Raw genomic sequence first — 15,378 nt, 5'->3', positions numbered from 1 at the left:
CACAGGGTCACGGAAGCCCTAGCCTCTACCGGTTGCATCACGCGGCGACGGTCATAGAGTGATCGTGATCAGGTCAGGTCAGGTCGGGTCGGGTCGGGTTTAGCCGAGCTATGGCACTGCGGGGGCAATAGGTTGAGCAAGATTAAGCGCATAAACCCAGTCATCCTAAAGGCCGGGATGTCGATCGGCACTGGCAATGCCGAGTCTGACGATGACCTGTTGTTCGAATGCTTCGTTACCTATCCCCCCGTCGATGAGGCGCTGAAGATTGCTTCTGCGGGAATGATTCTCGCGGGCAGGACTGGTTCCGGCAAGACGGCGATCCTGCGCTACGTTGAAGAGCAGGAAACCCACACATCCGAAGTTGATCCGGCCGAGATGTCGATGAACTACGTGGCGAACTCCGACGCTCTTAGATTCCTTCATGCCATCGGGGCCGATCTTGACCTGCTTTTCCAAGTTCTCTGGAAGCACGTCCTTTGCCTAGAGTTTATACGGTTGCGTTGGGGCGTGGATAACGCTGCGAAATCGGCGACGATCTTCGACAAGATCGTCTCGAAATTTACCAAAGATGACCGCAAGAAGCGTGCGGTTGCCTACCTGCAAGAGTGGGGCAACAAATTCTGGATCACGATGGACCAGAACATCAAGGAGATCACCGAAGCTTACGAAGATAAGCTTAACGCTGTGTTTGGAGCAGAGATTTCGAAGTTCAAAGCAGGTGGGCAGTACGAGAAGAGATTGAGTACAGAGAAAAAGAGCGAACTAGTTGCGCGTGCCCGCGACATAATCAGTGCCGAGCAGTTGCGGGATTTGCATGGCGTCGTCGAAATGCTCGCATCGACATCCAACGATGATATGCAGAGATGTTTTATACTGATCGACAAGTTGGACGAACGGTGGGTCGACGAGTCAATTCGGTTTCGGCTTATCCGAGCACTTATCGCATCGCTGAAGTCGTTTAAGGCGGTCCGCAACCTAAAAATCTTGGTCGCTTTAAGAACGGATATACTTGAGCGCGTCGTGCAAGAAACTAGCGATATCACCTTCCAACGGGAAAAGTTCGAAGATCATTTTATCCATATTAAATGGTCTAAGAACGATCTCAGGCAATTAGTTGATAAGCGCATATCAACAGTCCTTAGGCGTCAATACACTGGTACAAATGTTCTATTTAAGGACGTTTTCACCAAGAATATCAAAAATAAGGACCCGTTCGACTATATGATCGAGCGGTCTCATATGCGCCCTCGTGATCTTATTGCGTTTGTGAATGAATGCTTGACCGTAGCTGACGGTCAGTACGAGATTGCGCCAACCCACATACAGCGTGCTGAGGCGGAATATTCACGAAAGCGCCGTGATGCTCTGGTGCAAGAGTGGAAAAGTACCTTCCCCAGCCTTTCGGAAATGCTCTCATTTATTACGAGTGAAAAGTCAGTTTCGATCACTTACGCAGCGCTTCTCTCCAGCGCAAAGCTTGAAGAGCTGGCGCTCAGCGTGGGCAGCGCCAGGAAAATCTCGTACGATCCCATTCACGATCACTGCCAAGCGGTTTGTGACACCAAGCGGAACTCAAAGGAGGCGCTGCTCGCCGCCGTCCTGTCCATACTGTACCGCGTCGGGGCAGTTTCACTGAAGACGCGCGAGGAGGACCGATTCATCGTTTCTCATATCGACGCTCCCTTGGTGTCACCCGACTTAATCGGCTCTTCCACTCACGCCCGAGTGCATCCGATGCTCCATGGGGCCTATCGGCTCAATGAGTACGGCCAGTGGAAGCGCGCAAGCTCGACCACGTGATATGGCGGGTGATTGGCCAAATTGGCTGAGTGTCGAGAATAGCGTCTGAAATCAAGGGGCGATGGCGGACAGAGAGTGTGCCGACCCTTCTGGGCGACATCCGCTATTCGGCGTGGTTTAGCTGCCTGCCTGCCTGTGGTGCTGGTCAAACTCAAAGCGTTGTCCTTCTCCGATAAATCCCGGACCCCAGACCATTCCGGCAAACGTTCATTTGCCGCGAGCTTTGGTCGGGAAACGCCAATGAAGGCAATCGCTTATTACCGTGTGAGCACCGCTTCCCAAGGGCGAAGCGGTCTGGGACTAGTTGCCCAGAGGCACGCTGTTCAGCAACTTGCAGTGCAGCGCGGTCTGTCTCTTCTGGCCGAGTTTACCGAGGTCGAGACAGGCCGTCGCGACGACCGACCCGTGCTCAAGAAGGCGCTGGCGAGAGCGAAACTGACCGAGGCGACCCTAGTGATCGCCAAGCTCGATCGGTTGTCCCGCAACGCTGCGTTCTTGTTGACCCTGCGAGACAGCGGTGCGCGATTTTTGGCGGCGGACGTTCCGGACGCGAACGACCTTACAATCGGCGTCCTGGCTGTTATCGCTCAGGCTGAGCGAGAGATGATTTCCCGCCGAACCACCGAAGCTCTAGCAGCAATCAAGAGCAAGATTGCCCGTGGGGAGACTCACCTATCCAGCCGAAGCGGTCGGCCGGTTAAAGGGCTGGGTAATCCCCGGGCGGAAGAGGCACTCGGGAGGTATGCTGGAGATCTGACGCTAGCTCGCCGGGCGCGTGCGCGCCAAACAGCTAAACGGTATCGGGAGCTCTCCCCCATCGTTGCTGCGATTATGTCTGCTGGAAACACAAAGCCGTCGGCAGTGGCGGCCGAGCTCAACCGACAAGGTATCGCGACCGTACGCGGCGCTAAATGGCACGCTTCAACTGCTGCTCGACTAATGGCTGCTAGGGGAGCCGCAAAGCGTCAGCCTCGGGGCTGATGGCGAAGGTCCGCTTCCCCCGCCACCCTTAGCGGACATCCGAGCCTGCAGTCCCCGAGTCGAAAGGTGACTCATAACAGCCACTCGGAGCAGCTGCTTATGGGCGGTTGGCTGATGTGTGTTGATCGCGCTCAGTCGTCAGTGAAAGTCCCTCGAACCCGGCAGGACCCGCAGGTTCCTGGGGTGCTGAGGCTTGATGAACTCATAGGCACCTGACAGCTGGACCACTGCGTCGTGGTCGGCGGACAGGTGCTGTAGCTCTCCCGTCCGGTCCCAGAGCCGCCGGGCCATCAGGTGCACTACCCCCTCGGCGCTCTTTTCCACGATGCCCTCGACGCCCAGCAGGCGCGCACTCATGACGATGCGGCGGTGCGCCTCAAACACCGGAACCCACAGGACCAAATTTGTAACCCCGGTCTCGTCCTCCAGGGTGATAAAGATGGTCCTGCCGTTGCCGGGCCGCTGACGGACCAGCACCACCCCGGCGGTGCGCACGACCGATCCGGACCGGCGGGCCTCGACCTCACGACAGGTCAGCAGGCCCTCGGCGGCAAAGGCCGGCCGCAGGATGGCCATGGGGTGGGCCTTTAGCGACAGCCGTGTGGTCTGATAGTCGGCGGCGACGTGCTCCCCCAGACCCATGCGCGGCAGGTTGGCGTCCGGCTCCTCACCCAGTTCCCGAGCGGAGGCGACGGCAAACAGCGGCAGGGCGTCATCGTCCGGCAGGCGGCGCGCTTCCCACAGAGCTTCACGGCGGTCCATGCCGAGCGAACGGAAGGCATCGGCATCGGCGAGTTTGCGGATCGCGGCAACCGGCAGGCGCGCCCGGCGCATCAGCCCCTCGATCGTGTCGAACGGTCGGGTCCGGGCCAGGACGAGATCATCCGCCCAGTCTTCGCGAAAGCCGTCGATCTGGCGGAAGCCCAGCCGCAGGGCCAGCGCATCCGCCGGACCTTCCAGCGTATTGTCCCAATGGCTATGGTTGACGTCGACGGCACGGACCTCGACCTCATGCTCTTGGGCATCGCGCACGATCTGGGCCGGAGCATAGAAGCCCATCGGCTGGCTGTTCAGCAAGGCACAGGCAAACGCCGCCGGGTGCCGGCATTTGATGTAGCTGGAGACATAGACCAGCCGCGCAAAGCTGGCCGCGTGGCTTTCGGGAAACCCGTAGGAGCCAAAGCCCTTGATCTGCTCGAAGCAGCGCCGGGCGAAGTCCGGATCATAGCCGCGTTCGATCATCCGCCCGACCATGCGGTCCTCATAGGTGTGCAGGGTGCCGTCACCGCGAAAGGTGCCCATGGCCTTGCGCAGGCCGTTGGCCTCCTTGTCGGTGAACTCGGCCGCGACCATGGCGACCTTCATCGCCTGCTCCTGAAACAGGGGGACCCCCAGCGTCCGGTGCAGGACCTTTTTCAGTTCATCGGGCTCATGAGGCGGGGCAGGACTGGCATAGACCACCGCTTCGGTCCCTGAGCGGCGGCGCAGATAGGGATGGACCATGTCGCCCTGGATCGGTCCCGGACGCACGATCGCCACCTGGATCACCAGATCGTAGAAGACCTGCGGCTTCAGCCGCGGCAGCATGTTGATCTGCGCCCGGCTCTCGACCTGGAAGACGCCGATCGAGTCCCCCTTGCACAGCATGTCATAGACGTCGGCCTGTTCGGCGGGAACGGTCGCCAGGTCATGGTCGATGCCCTCATGCAGGTGCATCAGGTCGAAGGCCTTTCGGATGCAGGTCAGCATGCCCAGCGCCAGCACATCGACCTTCATCAGGCCCAATTCGTCGATATCGTCCTTGTCCCATTCGATGAAAGTGCGGTCGGCCATGGCGGCATTGCCGATCGGGACCAGTTCATCCAGCCGTCCGCGCGTCAGGATAAATCCCCCGACGTGTTGCGACAGATGCCGCGGGAACCCCATGATCCGCCCCGCCATATCCACCGCCCGGCGGATCATGGGATTGGCCGGGTCCATACCCGCCTGCTCGATCCGTTCGTCGGCGATGGCGGTGCCCCAGCTGCCCCACTGGGTCCCGGCCAGCCGGGCGGTGACATCCTCGGTCAGTCCCAGCGTCTTGCCGACCTCGCGGATGGCGCTGCGCGGGCGATAGCGGATGACGGTCGCGGCAATCCCGGCTCGCTCGCGGCCATATCGCCCGTAGATGTACTGGATGATTTCTTCCCGGCGCTCGTGCTCGAAATCGACGTCGATATCGGGCGGTTCGTTGCGGTCTGCTGACATGAACCGCTCGAACAGCAGGTCGTGATGGGCCGGATCGACACTGGTGATGCCCAGCACGAAACAGACCGCCGAATTGGCCGCCGAGCCCCGCCCCTGGCACAGGATACGGCGGTTATCCGCCTCGCGGACGATGTCGTGGATCGTCAGGAAATAGGGCGCCAGGTCCCGCGCATCGATATAAGCCAGCTCCTTTGCCAGGGTGGCCCGAACCTTGTCCGGAACGCCCTCTGGATAGCGCAGAGGCAGACGTTCTTCGACCAGCTGTTCCAGCCAGGCTTGCGGCGTCCGGCCCGGCGGGATCGGCTCTTCCGGATACTGATAGCGAATGTCCGACAGGTCGAAGATCGGCCGCTTCAGCAATTCCATGGCCTCGGCAAGGGCGTGGGGCGTATCGGCAAACAGACGGGCCATCTCTGCCGGAGTCTTGAGATGGCGCTCCCCATTGGCCAGCAGACGACGCCCGGCCTGATCAATGCTGGTCCCCTCGCGGATACAGGTCAGCACATCCTGCAGGTCGCGCTCGGACGGCGCGTGATAAAGCACATTATTGGTCGCCAGAAGCGGCGTGCTCGCCCGGGCCGCGATCTCTCCCAACCGGGCCAGCTGACGGCGGTCGTCCCCGCGTCGCGGCATGGTCGCCCCCAGCCAGACGGCCCCCGGTCGGACTTCATTCAAACGGTCCAGCAGGGCTGGCAGGCCGTCCCTGTTCCGCCCGGGCATGACGATCAGCAGCAGTCCCTCGGGATTGGCCAGCAGATCGGCCAGATTGAGATGACAGTCGCCCTTGATCGCGCGGCGGTTTCCCAGGGTCAGTAGCCGCGTCAGGCGCCCCCAGCCCTCACGATCCTCGGGATAGGCGACGATGTCGGGCGAGCCGTCGGCAAAGCCCAGCCGGGTGCCGGTCAACAGGCGAAAGGCCCCTGCCCGTTCCCGGACCTGATCGACCAGAGCCGGATCGTTCAGCGGGTCCTCCTGCCAGCGGATTTCGCCGGGCGACCCGCCATCGCGCAGCTTCTCAGGCGGGGACCAGCCATCCTCGCGCAACTGCTTCAGGGCGCTCCAGGCCCGCACCACGCCGGCTACCGTATTGCGGTCCGCCAGACCCAGGCCAGCCTGTCCCAGCAGCAGCGAGGTCAGCACCAGGGTCTTGGGATGCGACGCGCCCCTCAGAAACGAGAAATTACTGGCGGCAACCAGCTCGGCCCAGGCAGGCGGGGTCATGCGAACAGGCCGTGGACATACCAGCGCGGCGGCGGCAGCTCGCCAAAATGGCCCGCCCGGAACAGCCAGAAGCGACGGCCTTCCTCATCCTCCACCCGGTAATAGTCGCGCACCCGCCCGCCCTTGCGTCGCCACCACTCGCCCTCGATCCGCTCCGGTCCCTCGGCACTGACAACCCGATGCGTGACCCGCCGCCATTTGAAGCGAACGGGGGGCCCGTCGGGCACAGGCGACATGACCTCGACCGGCTGGGGCGGGTCGAACAGATGCAGGGGGCGCAGCGGTGGGGATTGGGGATCCCGCTCGGGCCAGGAGGTGGTCTTCCTTTCTCCGGGATGTCCGGCGGGGATCAACTGACTGGCCCGCTCCGGCAGATAGGAGTTCGCCGGTCGCACCCGGCTGACCGCCGCAGACCCGAGGCGCGCCGCCAGCCGGTCGATCAGGGCGTCCAGCGCCTCGCTCCCCTCGGTCGCGGTGTCGATGTCGACCTGAACGGGGTCCAGCCGCTGCAGATCCAGCGCCTCCATCCGAAGATGATCAATGCCAAAGCCGGGGTCCAGAGGGGTCGTGAGCGCCGCCAGTCGTTCCCGGAACAGTCGCTGCAGGCTTCGGACATCGCGCGTGGGACGGGCCACACCCAGGCCGATGCGGCGGACGTGGCCGTCGACCCGGAAAACAGACAGGCGAAAGCGGCGGGCTCCGGAAAGCCGGGTCTGCAGGATCGCCGCGACGTCGGTCAGCAGGTCGCCAATCACCGTCTCCAGCGGTTCGGTGGTGGCCAGCGGCTCCATCAACAGCCGGTCGGTCACAACCGGCGCGGGGGACCGGACGGGCGTGATGCGCACATCCTCCAGTCCCAGAATACGGTCCAGCCGGGTCGAGAACTCCTGCCCGAAGCGAGCCGCCAGCGAAGCCCGCGGACGGTCGTCGACATCGCCGATGGTCTTAAGTCCCGCCCGTCTCAGGGCCTGTATGTCCGACGGGGCCAGCTCCAGTGCCGCGACCGGCAACTGGCGAGCTGCGGCGCGGTCCCCGCCCTCGGCCACGATCTCTCCCGGCCGCCCGAAGCGGGCCAAGGCGCGAGCGGCCTGAGGGGTGCGGGCCAGGGCGCAACGCGCCTCCAGCCCCAGTCGCCCGGACAGGGCATGGACGGCCTGCATCAACCCCGCCTCGCCGCCAAACAAGTGGGCGCAGCCGGTAACGTCCAGCATCAGACCATGGGGATCATCGCCCGCGACCATCGGCGAGAACCGACCAAAGCTCTCCAGTAAGCGGTCCAGACAGGCCCTGTCCGCGTCCGGATCATGCGGCCAGGATTCCAGTTCGGGCACCTGGGCGCGGGCATCCGCCAGCGTCATGTCGGGCGCAAGGCCCAGCGCCAGCCCCTCCGCATCCACGGCCACCAGCCGCAGGGCGTTGGCCCGTCGGTCGATCAGGCAGAAAGGCCCCTCAGGCCGCGCGGATCCCAGCCGGTCGATAGGCAGGAGAGGAAACCAGACCGCCAGATGTCTTCGGTTCGACAAATGATCGCGCTTCACGATCCCACTCCATAATCCACTCCCCCGGGGCCACCCCTGCCCGGCTCCGCAACAAACTCACCCGAAAAGCCGGTCGGCCCGGCGCGCCCGCTTCCAGTGCCTTCGAGGGGGCGGCCCTGACCGACCACCGCGTGTCAGAGGCACTGGCTTGAGGTTGTGCCCCCGTTCGAACGAAAATCGCCGTCGTCCGCCCGGCCGCAGCGGCCAGCGCCAGACGACGACTGGACGTCAGGCTCCAGGCCCGGGATTCCCCCCAGCCGCTCATCAGGACGGCGGCCGGGGCCCCACTGCGCAAGGCTTCTTCGCCTGCTGCCAGCAGGGCCGCCGTATCGGGCACCCCGACCAGTAACAGGTCCCCGGTCTCCACCCCCCATTCCCGCAGTCCGCTGCCGTACAGGGCGCCCTGCTCATGCCGACCCCGATCCTCATGGATCCACACCAGGGTCCCCGCCGCCTGAAGCGCCAGTCCCAGACCAAAGCCCTCTGCCGCCGATCCGTGCCGGGTTGAGGCGGCATAGACCTCATGCACCGCATCGGCAGGAAAGACGGCGCCGCGGCCTGTCGCCGGGATGTCGAACAGCCGCGCCGTCGGGGCCCGCAAGACTGGGCCTCGTGAAGACAGATGCGCGCGCAGATGGCTGAGAGTGGCAGGTGGGGACATGATGTTCACTAAATGTTCTTCTATATGCCTCCCTTCATGCCGGGCGAGTCAAGTCCGAAATAATTACGAAGAGCAGGCTCCCCGGCGACATCAGAGCAGATCGACCTCTGGGGTCTACAAGGTGGGTTGGCCTTGGAGCCGACACCCCCATGGGCAGTTGTCGAAACGGATGCTGGCTGGCGGCGAGCCGCAATGTCTGCTCACCACCCATAGCAGTCGCCGCGAGAGTCCGCTTTCCGGAAGTATGGTCTAGAGTTCAACCGGCTCAGACAGGGCTAGAGCGTCGTCTCCCCCGATCCCGAGGTAGCGCACGGTGCTCTCCAGCTTTCCATGGCCGAGCAGCAGTTGGCATGCGCGCAGGTTCCCGGTCTTCTTGTAGATGAGCGCCACTTTCGTCCGTCGCAGGCTATGGGTGCCGTAGCTGCCGGAATCCAAATCAATCATCTGCTCCAACTGATCAACGAGGCGAGCGTACTGTCGAGTTCCGAGGTGATCCCCGGGCCGTATACGGCTGGGGAATATCCAGTCCTCTTCGCGCTGGCCCCGAATTTCGATCCAGCGAGCGAGAGAGTCCCGGGCGGGCGGAGTGATCTCAAACGGGACGGGCCGGCCAGTCTTCTGCTGGATGATGATCGATCGCTCGCGTACCGCCCAGCCCTGACCCAAATCGCTCAAGCGCAGCCTCACCAGATCACAGCCCCTTAGCTTGGCGTCAGTGCCAGGTTGAACAGAGCTAAATCACGAACGCGACCCGCCGACTTCAACTGCTGACGGATTGCCCAGATGTGCTTCGGCTTCAGCGGGGCTTTGGCCCCGACTATGCGGCCAGCGTTCCAAGGCTTCTTCGGAAATTTGAATAAGTCGCCCTGCGCCATGACGTCCACCTCCAGATGTCCCCTTCAAGCAAGGTAGACCATCCGTCCGGAAAGCGGACGTAGGCCGCCGAACCGATCGAGGTCCGATTTGCGCCAGAAGCAGACACCCAGCCGGCCCCCAATAGCGGCCGTTGGTCCGAGTGGTGTTAAACCCGGCCGCCGGCCGTTTGACCGCACACCGCCCGCACGCAGCCTCTCAGCCAGCGATGCCCTGGATCGGAATCCATCCGGGGGTGCCAAAGCATCGACACCGTGAACGCCTCGGTGGGCGCCGGCAGGGGGAAACTGAACAGATCATCCCGCAGGCTTGAGGTGTGCCGGTCCGGCACCGTAGCGACGAGATCCGAGGCCCGCACCAGCGACAGGGCGGTTGAAAAACCACTGACGATTGTCCCGACACGACGCTCGGTCCCCGGCGGCAGGAACGGTCGGTCGACCGCGCCCTCTTCAAGGCCGCTTCTGCTAACGAGGACGTGAGAGGCCTGCGACCAGGCCGCCGCAGTCAGCGGCTTGCGGTCGAGCGGGTGCCCCTTGCGCGCCACGCCCACGAGCCGGTCCCGGAACAGGGCCTGACTTCGCACTTCGGGGCCGGTCGCGGGTTCGATGATCCCCGTTTCCAGATCAACTCGCCCATCGCGCAGCGGCGTGCTGTCCTTGTCGGTCTTCTGAAGAAAGAATAGCCGCACGCCCGGCGCTTCGTCTGCGACCCGCGAGAGTAGAGAGGCCCCGAAGGTCTCCACAAAGCCGTCGCTGGTCCTCAGTGTGTAGGTGCGGGATAGCGTCCTGAGCTCAATCCCGTCGTCCGGCCGCAAGACCGCGCCCGCTTCCTCGACGACCTGCCGCACGCGTTCCCGAAGTTCAGCCGCCCGCGGCGTCGGAACGAGACCGCGGCCGGCCCTCACCAGCAGCGGGTCGCCTGTGGCCTGACGCACCCGCCCGAGCGCGCGGCTCATCGCGGAAGGACTCAACCGAAGTCGCCGGGCGGCGCCCGCCACGCTTCCCTCGGCCAGAAGCGCGTCGAGAACCACCAGCAGATTGAGGTCCGGGAGGGCCATCCGTCACCGTTACGCCGATATGGCGTCCGCTGCAGCTATACCATGCAAATGATGCGTCTTCCGCAATTTCCCAAGGCCCGTAGCCTTCACGCGATCAAGCGGAGGCAAGGCTCATGGACAGAACAGCGCTGCAGTCGTTCACCGACGACGTTCGGTCTCGTTGGGGACCCCTGACGAGCGAGTTGGCGGAGGCGTGTCAGGCGGCGATGGAGAGCCTTCTCCGCGCCTCCCCCGAAGAGGCCTGGCTGGCGAGGCTCCATCAGGAGGCGCCGGCCTCGGCGGAGCTCCACCGCGACCTGGACCATGGGTTCATGCTGTTGGGCCACACCGAACAGGCCGGGCTTTATCGCCCGCCGCACGACCATGGCCGCAGCTGGGTGCTCTACGGAATCCAGCGCGGTGAAATAGAGATGAGAACCTATGCCCGTAGCGAGTCCGACGACGGCGCGGTCCGGCTGGTCAGGCGGAACACAACGTTGGTTCGCGCGGGACAGGCCCAGCTCTACCTGCCGGGCGACATCCACGACACCCGCTGCGTCAGCGATACGGCCCTGCTGTTCCGCTTTACCGAGCGTGATCTGCGGGTGGAGGACCGGGAACACCACCGCCTGACCCGGTACGTTTGCCGCGACGGCGTCTGGACCACGGACGCGCTGGCATGATGCCTCTTGAGCCCGACTCCGCGGCGGCGGGCCCGGCGCGGCCGCCAACGCCGGATACCAGGCCTGCCGCGACCACCGAAGGCCCGCTGGCAAACCCCGGGCGCGGGCTGGCTGTTGCCGCTGTCCTGATGGCGATGACGCTGGTGGTGCTGGACGCCGGGATGACGAACCTGGCCCTGCCGACGATCGCCAGCGCGCTTGGCGTGTCTCCGGCCGCGACGGTGCTGGTTGTCACCGCCTACCAGACGGCCCTGCTCGTCGCCCTGCTGCCCGCCGCCGCCCTGGGCGAACGGCTGGGCTATCGCCGGGTCTTCGCCTCGGGGGCCTGGCTGTTCATCGGGGCTTCGGTGCTGAGCGCCTGTGCGCCGACGCTCCCATGGCTGGTCGCGGCCCGGGCCCTGCAGGGATTGGGGGGCGCTGCGATCCTCGCACTTGGCGTCCCCCTGTTGCGATTTTCCGTGCCGCCCCACCGGCTCGGCGCGGCCATCGGCTGGAACGCGCTGACGGTGGCCCTCGCCTCATCCGCCGGACCCGGCGTCGGGGCGCTGATCCTCTCCACCGCAGAATGGCCGTCGCTCTTCCTCGCCAATGTTCCCATAGGCATCGTAGTTCTCTTGGCCTGCCGGCAGTTGCCCCGCTCGCCGTCCGGTTCCCAGCGGCTGGACTTCGCCAGCATGGCCTTGAGCGGCGGGATGTTCGCCGGTGTGTTCGTCGGAGCCCAGCTTCTTCCGGCGCAGCCGGTCCTCGCGGGCGGCCTGGCCGCCGCGAGCCTTGTATGCATCGGCCTGCTGGTTCGCAGGGAGGGGCCCAAGGCGGCGCCCCTGGTTCCCCTCGACCTCCTGCGGCAAACGTCTCTTCGCCTCTCGGTGATCGCCTCGGTCCTCTGCTTCACTGGCCAGACCGCGGCGATGGTGGCGTTGCCCTTCTATCTTCAACAGGTGCTCGGCCAGTCGCCCTCCGCGACGGGCGTCTATATGACGGTCTGGCCGCTCAGTGTGGCCCTCACGGCCCTTGCGGCGGGCCGGCTCGCTGACCGGTTCTCCACCGCTTGGTTGTGCACGGCCGGCGGCCTCATTCTCGCGCTTGGGCTCGTCAGCGCCGCGCTGTGGCCCCTGGCGGAAGATGTCCGGCCGATGCTCGTGTTCGCCGCGGCCTGCGGCATGGGGTTCGGCCTGTTCCAGACTCCGAACAACCGCAACATGTTCCTTGCAGCCCCACTGGCGCGCAGCGCGGCATCGGGCGGCCTGCAGGGGACTGCACGGCTGACCGGCCAGACCGCCGGAGCCGTCCTCATGACCCTGCTCTTCACACTGGCGCCTTTCGGGACCGCGCCGCGGCTCGGACTGGGGATCGGCGGCGTGCTCGCTCTCCTCGCCGGACTGGTCAGCCTCTTGAGGAGCGGGGATCGCCCTCCTGCAACCGGCGAAGCCCTGCCGATGGCGGACTAAGGGCAAATCCTTCAACCTCAAACCTGCACCGTCGATGGAGTCGTCTCATGCCCTCATGGTTCACCGTGGCTTTCGTCAATCGCGACAGGCGGCTTCGAAACGGATGGTGGGTCGCGGCCTTTCTCGTCCTGCTCGGGGCGCTGCTGGCGCCCGCCATTCTCGTCTCGGCCTACCTCGGCCGCGAGATCACCATCTTCGATCAGGTCATCATCATTGCCCTTGCGACCCTGGCTGTTCAGGCGCTCCGCCGACGGTCCGTACTCGAGGTGACGGGGCGACCGGACCTGCGCTGGATCGCGCATCTCTGCCTCGGCGCTGCCTTGGGCGGCTTGTTGATGGCGGCCCCGGCCCTGGCCCTGATGCTCGGGGGTTGGGTGCGCTGGGAGGTTGCTGCGGCGAACCCAACGCAGCTGTGGTCCGCCGTCCTGCTGATGGCGGGCGTCGCCGTGGCTGAGGAACTGTTGTTCCGCGGCGTGCTGTTTCAGCGCCTTATCGCCGGGATCGGGCTCTGGCCGGCGCAAATTGTGATCGGCCTGCTCTTCGTGCTGACCCACCTCGGCAATCCCGGCTTGGAGGGTGCGACGCGGATCTGGGCGGGCATCAACATCTTCGCCGCATCGATCCTGTTCGGACTAGCCTATGTCCGAACGCGTAGCCTCGCCCTGCCGATAGGCCTGCACTTCATGGCCAATGTCACCCAGGGGATCGCGCTGGGCTTCGGGGTGAGCGGGGCCGCCGAGCCGAGCCTTCTTAGTCCGGTCCGGGATAGGGGCATGGACTGGCTGACCGGCGGCGCTTTCGGTCTGGAGGCCAGTCTCCCCGGCCTGATCGCCGTTCTCGTCCTTGTACTGGCCTTCGCATTGCCGCCCGGGCGAGGTTTAATGACAAGGAGCGGACCTTCCAAAGGTGTCCCATGAGCCAAACCCGGCCCATCGCGGAGAACGGTCGCAAGGTCCGCAATGGGTCGAGAGCGGTCCGCCGCCTCAGGGCGTAAAGCCGACAGCCATCTGCTGGCATGGGCGTGTGCCGTATAAGCGAAGTGCGATCACAGCCGACCATCCGGTCGGTTCAGGTAGATTACGAAATAGTAGATCCCTATCCCCACGCAAACAGCAGTGCCGACCGCCACAGGGATCGACTGGCCGCTCAGGAAGTATTGTCCCAATCCCGCACCCACCCCACCGGATAATCCGATGGCGAAGGGGTCCATGGGAGGTCGTGTGTTCTGCATAGCCTTACCGTATGGCCGGCCCGCAATGTCCGCTAGGGGTCGGAAGCGGACTGTCGGCCGAGGGTGGAGAGCAGACCTTCTGTAGGGTTCAGTCAACCGAAGATGGCGGGAAAGCTCCGCCTGAAGCGGTCAGATAGAACGCCGTCGCAGGACCAGAGTGTGTAAGCGGCCCCCCCATGCTCAAAGTGGGCCACGCCCTTAGGCTCACTCTGACATGGGTGGGCCGCCCCAGCCGGCCACGACCCGGGGATCTGATCGGCCCATTCCCCAGAGCCTACGAGCAAGTTTTCGCCAGCAGGGTGTTAGATCGACGCGCGACGCTTAATCGGGGAACTGCGATCGATCTAGATTGTATCCAGGAGCATACGGTCCTGCGGGCAACCCGCGGCCGACTGTGTGGGTCGCGATCAAGTTGGCCTGTTGGGCGAGCGGAATATAGTTCGGCTGAGCCTTTTCCACTGCTGATACGATCGCTTGGACGAGCAGATCAGCTAAAGGGTTGCCTGAGTTTGATGCCTGAGGGCTGTATGACATTGATTGTCTATCTACCCACAAGGTGTCTCCGGTTTCACAGCTTTTCAGCGTGTACTGAAACTCCACGTTCGTTGACGTGGAGATGACGATATACTGGGACTCCCAGCGCATGATCTCCACGAACATTACGGCATCGCAGCCAAAAATCCGTCCGAAGTTTGAAGCATCCGCCTGATGGACTAGGCCTGCATCAGAAAGGCCCTCGTCTTCCAGGAGTCGCTTGACCATGTGAGCAGGGAAAACATAGTAGCCACGCTCCGCGATCGGCCGAGAAATTGTCGATACGAAATAATCCGCCGCGTCTACGGATACGGTCGTATTCAGGGCGGGCACCACGAGAATTCCACGCGGATTTTCTGCCCTCATCGCGGCATAGCTCTTCGGCGGGGGTGCCGTTACGCATGCGCCAAGTGCCAAGCCGCCGCACGCAAGAGCGGTCACGGCTAAGGTGCGAAAGATGCGCATCAGTTTGTCCCTCTAGCGGCGCCTGTGCCGCTCAAGCCGTCGATCATCCGATCCATCAGTTTCGCAGACTCAGGGAAACGCGAACGCTCCTCTTGAAAGTATCGAAGCGCCTCCGCCGTGTTTCCGGCTTCCAAATGCAGGTAGCCCAGTTCAGCCATTAGGCCCGGCGCCAACGCGCCACGCTCCAGTCCTCGCTCAATCGCAACCTCTAAAGACTCTTGATAGAGTTGCCGATTTTCAGGATTCTGGGAGTACGCGTACAGGGCTGACTCGTAGTTGCCCCATTCGAAGAGCGTCGCCGGCGCGCAGGCGGCCGTCCCAAGCGTCCCGGCCACGGTGGCGATCATTAGAATGCGACGGATCATGGAACTCTGACCTCTACTCGTGCGCCGGCCGCGATAAAGATGGCCTGGCTGTGGATTGGCCGTCCGTTCACTTCGACAACGACCTCATGCCGTCCGGGTGAAAGCGCAGCAGCGCCTGAACCGGTCGTATCGTAGGGGCGGCCGTCTACTTTGATCGTCGCGCCTTCAGGAGCATTCAAAACGACGAGCGAACCAAGCGCAGCGCCTTGAGTGACCTCTCGTTCTGCGTAGTTCTGAACACAACCGCTGACGGCCATACAGGCGAACGCGGCCAAAATCGCTCTATTCGGCA

The 15,378-nt window shown here is 63.8% G+C and carries 13 protein-coding genes; 5 read left to right on the top strand and 8 right to left on the bottom strand.

Annotated elements, in window-relative coordinates:
• Positions 1–132 precede the first annotated feature (132 nt).
• Together B4K74_RS12115 and B4K74_RS12110 are read left to right on the top strand one after the other, a co-directional pair.
• Entirely contained in the window at positions 133–1,803 is a 1,671-nt protein-coding gene (locus tag B4K74_RS12115) for a P-loop ATPase, Sll1717 family (protein WP_286693156.1), read from the top strand.
• A gap of 138 nt (positions 1,804–1,941) precedes the next feature.
• Complete coding sequence (locus tag B4K74_RS12110; protein WP_286693155.1) at positions 1,942–2,784, top strand: recombinase family protein; 843 nt, start codon at positions 1,942–1,944, stop codon at positions 2,782–2,784.
• Positions 2,785–2,922: 138 nt separating this feature from the next.
• Here B4K74_RS12110 and B4K74_RS12105 read toward each other — a convergent pair whose 3' ends face one another.
• From B4K74_RS12105 to B4K74_RS12085, 5 genes are all read right to left on the bottom strand, one after another.
• The gene (locus B4K74_RS12105; RefSeq protein ID WP_286693154.1) at positions 2,923–6,252 is read right to left on the bottom strand and encodes an error-prone DNA polymerase; all 3,330 of its coding nucleotides are present in this window, start codon (positions 6,250–6,252) and stop codon (positions 2,923–2,925) included.
• The gene (locus B4K74_RS12100; RefSeq protein WP_286693153.1) at positions 6,249–7,790 is read right to left on the bottom strand and encodes a Y-family DNA polymerase; all 1,542 of its coding nucleotides are present in this window, start codon (positions 7,788–7,790) and stop codon (positions 6,249–6,251) included. Before B4K74_RS12100 ends, B4K74_RS12105 begins: the two co-directional genes overlap by 4 nt.
• Positions 7,702–8,391: a hypothetical protein gene (locus B4K74_RS12095; protein WP_286693152.1), complete on the bottom strand. Its 690-nt coding sequence runs from the start codon at positions 8,389–8,391 to the stop codon at positions 7,702–7,704. The genes B4K74_RS12100 and B4K74_RS12095 overlap by 89 nt, the downstream gene beginning before the upstream one ends.
• Positions 8,392–8,700: 309 nt before the next feature.
• Positions 8,701–9,126: a tyrosine-type recombinase/integrase gene (locus B4K74_RS12090; RefSeq protein WP_286693151.1), complete on the bottom strand. Its 426-nt coding sequence runs from the start codon at positions 9,124–9,126 to the stop codon at positions 8,701–8,703.
• A 346-nt stretch (positions 9,127–9,472) separates the two neighbouring features.
• Positions 9,473–10,381, bottom strand: a complete 909-nt coding sequence (locus B4K74_RS12085; RefSeq protein ID WP_286693150.1) for a LysR family transcriptional regulator — start codon at positions 10,379–10,381, stop codon at positions 9,473–9,475.
• 206 nt (positions 10,382–10,587) lie between these two features.
• On the opposite strand from B4K74_RS12085, the gene B4K74_RS12080 reads away from it, so the two are divergent.
• Genes B4K74_RS12080 through B4K74_RS12070 form a run of 3 tightly spaced genes read left to right on the top strand, consistent with a single transcriptional unit; the run spans position 10,588 to position 13,408 of the window.
• A complete protein-coding gene (locus tag B4K74_RS12080) occupies positions 10,588–11,043 on the top strand; it encodes a hypothetical protein (protein ID WP_286693149.1) in 456 nt (151 codons plus the stop codon).
• On the top strand, positions 11,040–12,491 hold the full coding sequence (locus B4K74_RS12075) for an MFS transporter (protein ID WP_286693148.1): 1,452 nt from the start codon (positions 11,040–11,042) through the stop codon (positions 12,489–12,491). The genes B4K74_RS12080 and B4K74_RS12075 overlap by 4 nt, the downstream gene beginning before the upstream one ends.
• Before the next feature lie 47 nt (positions 12,492–12,538).
• On the top strand, positions 12,539–13,408 hold the full coding sequence (locus B4K74_RS12070) for a CPBP family intramembrane glutamic endopeptidase (protein WP_286693147.1): 870 nt from the start codon (positions 12,539–12,541) through the stop codon (positions 13,406–13,408).
• A 635-nt stretch (positions 13,409–14,043) separates the two neighbouring features.
• On the opposite strand, the gene B4K74_RS12065 is transcribed toward B4K74_RS12070, so the two are convergent.
• Genes B4K74_RS12065 through B4K74_RS13505 form a run of 3 tightly spaced genes read right to left on the bottom strand, consistent with a single transcriptional unit; the run spans position 14,044 to position 15,343 of the window.
• The gene (locus B4K74_RS12065; RefSeq protein ID WP_286693146.1) at positions 14,044–14,721 is read right to left on the bottom strand and encodes a DUF799 domain-containing protein; all 678 of its coding nucleotides are present in this window, start codon (positions 14,719–14,721) and stop codon (positions 14,044–14,046) included.
• Positions 14,721–15,086: a DUF4810 domain-containing protein gene (locus tag B4K74_RS12060; protein ID WP_286693145.1), complete on the bottom strand. Its 366-nt coding sequence runs from the start codon at positions 15,084–15,086 to the stop codon at positions 14,721–14,723. The genes B4K74_RS12065 and B4K74_RS12060 overlap by 1 nt, the downstream gene beginning before the upstream one ends.
• Entirely contained in the window at positions 15,083–15,343 is a 261-nt protein-coding gene (locus B4K74_RS13505) for a PEGA domain-containing protein (RefSeq protein WP_414631007.1), read from the bottom strand. Before B4K74_RS13505 ends, B4K74_RS12060 begins: the two co-directional genes overlap by 4 nt.
• Positions 15,344–15,378 lie beyond the last annotated feature (35 nt).

The organism is Brevundimonas sp. UBA2503, assembly GCF_002341485.1.
Taxonomy (GTDB): Bacteria; Pseudomonadota; Alphaproteobacteria; order Caulobacterales; family Caulobacteraceae; genus Brevundimonas; species Brevundimonas halotolerans.
The sequence above is the reverse complement of the archived record's forward strand: the minus strand, read 5'-3'. Positions and strand labels throughout refer to the sequence as shown.

Bases quoted from the DNA above. Each gene is read 5' to 3' on its own strand.
- B4K74_RS12105 (WP_286693154.1), bottom strand. From the start codon at position 6,252: ATGACCCCGCCTGCCTGGGCCGAGCTGGTTGCCGCCAGTAATTTCTCG.
- B4K74_RS12085 (WP_286693150.1), bottom strand. From the start codon at position 10,381: ATGGCCCTCCCGGACCTCAATCTGCTGGTGGTTCTCGACGCGCTTCTG.
- B4K74_RS12080 (WP_286693149.1), top strand. From the start codon at position 10,588: ATGGAGAGCCTTCTCCGCGCCTCCCCCGAAGAGGCCTGGCTGGCGAGG.
- B4K74_RS12075 (WP_286693148.1), top strand. From the start codon at position 11,040: ATGATGCCTCTTGAGCCCGACTCCGCGGCGGCGGGCCCGGCGCGGCCG.
- B4K74_RS12070 (WP_286693147.1), top strand. From the start codon at position 12,539: ATGCCCTCATGGTTCACCGTGGCTTTCGTCAATCGCGACAGGCGGCTT.
- B4K74_RS12065 (WP_286693146.1), bottom strand. From the start codon at position 14,721: ATGCGCATCTTTCGCACCTTAGCCGTGACCGCTCTTGCGTGCGGCGGC.
- B4K74_RS12060 (WP_286693145.1), bottom strand. From the start codon at position 15,086: ATGATCCGTCGCATTCTAATGATCGCCACCGTGGCCGGGACGCTTGGG.
- B4K74_RS13505 (WP_414631007.1), bottom strand. From the start codon at position 15,343: ATGGCCGTCAGCGGTTGTGTTCAGAACTACGCAGAACGAGAGGTCACT.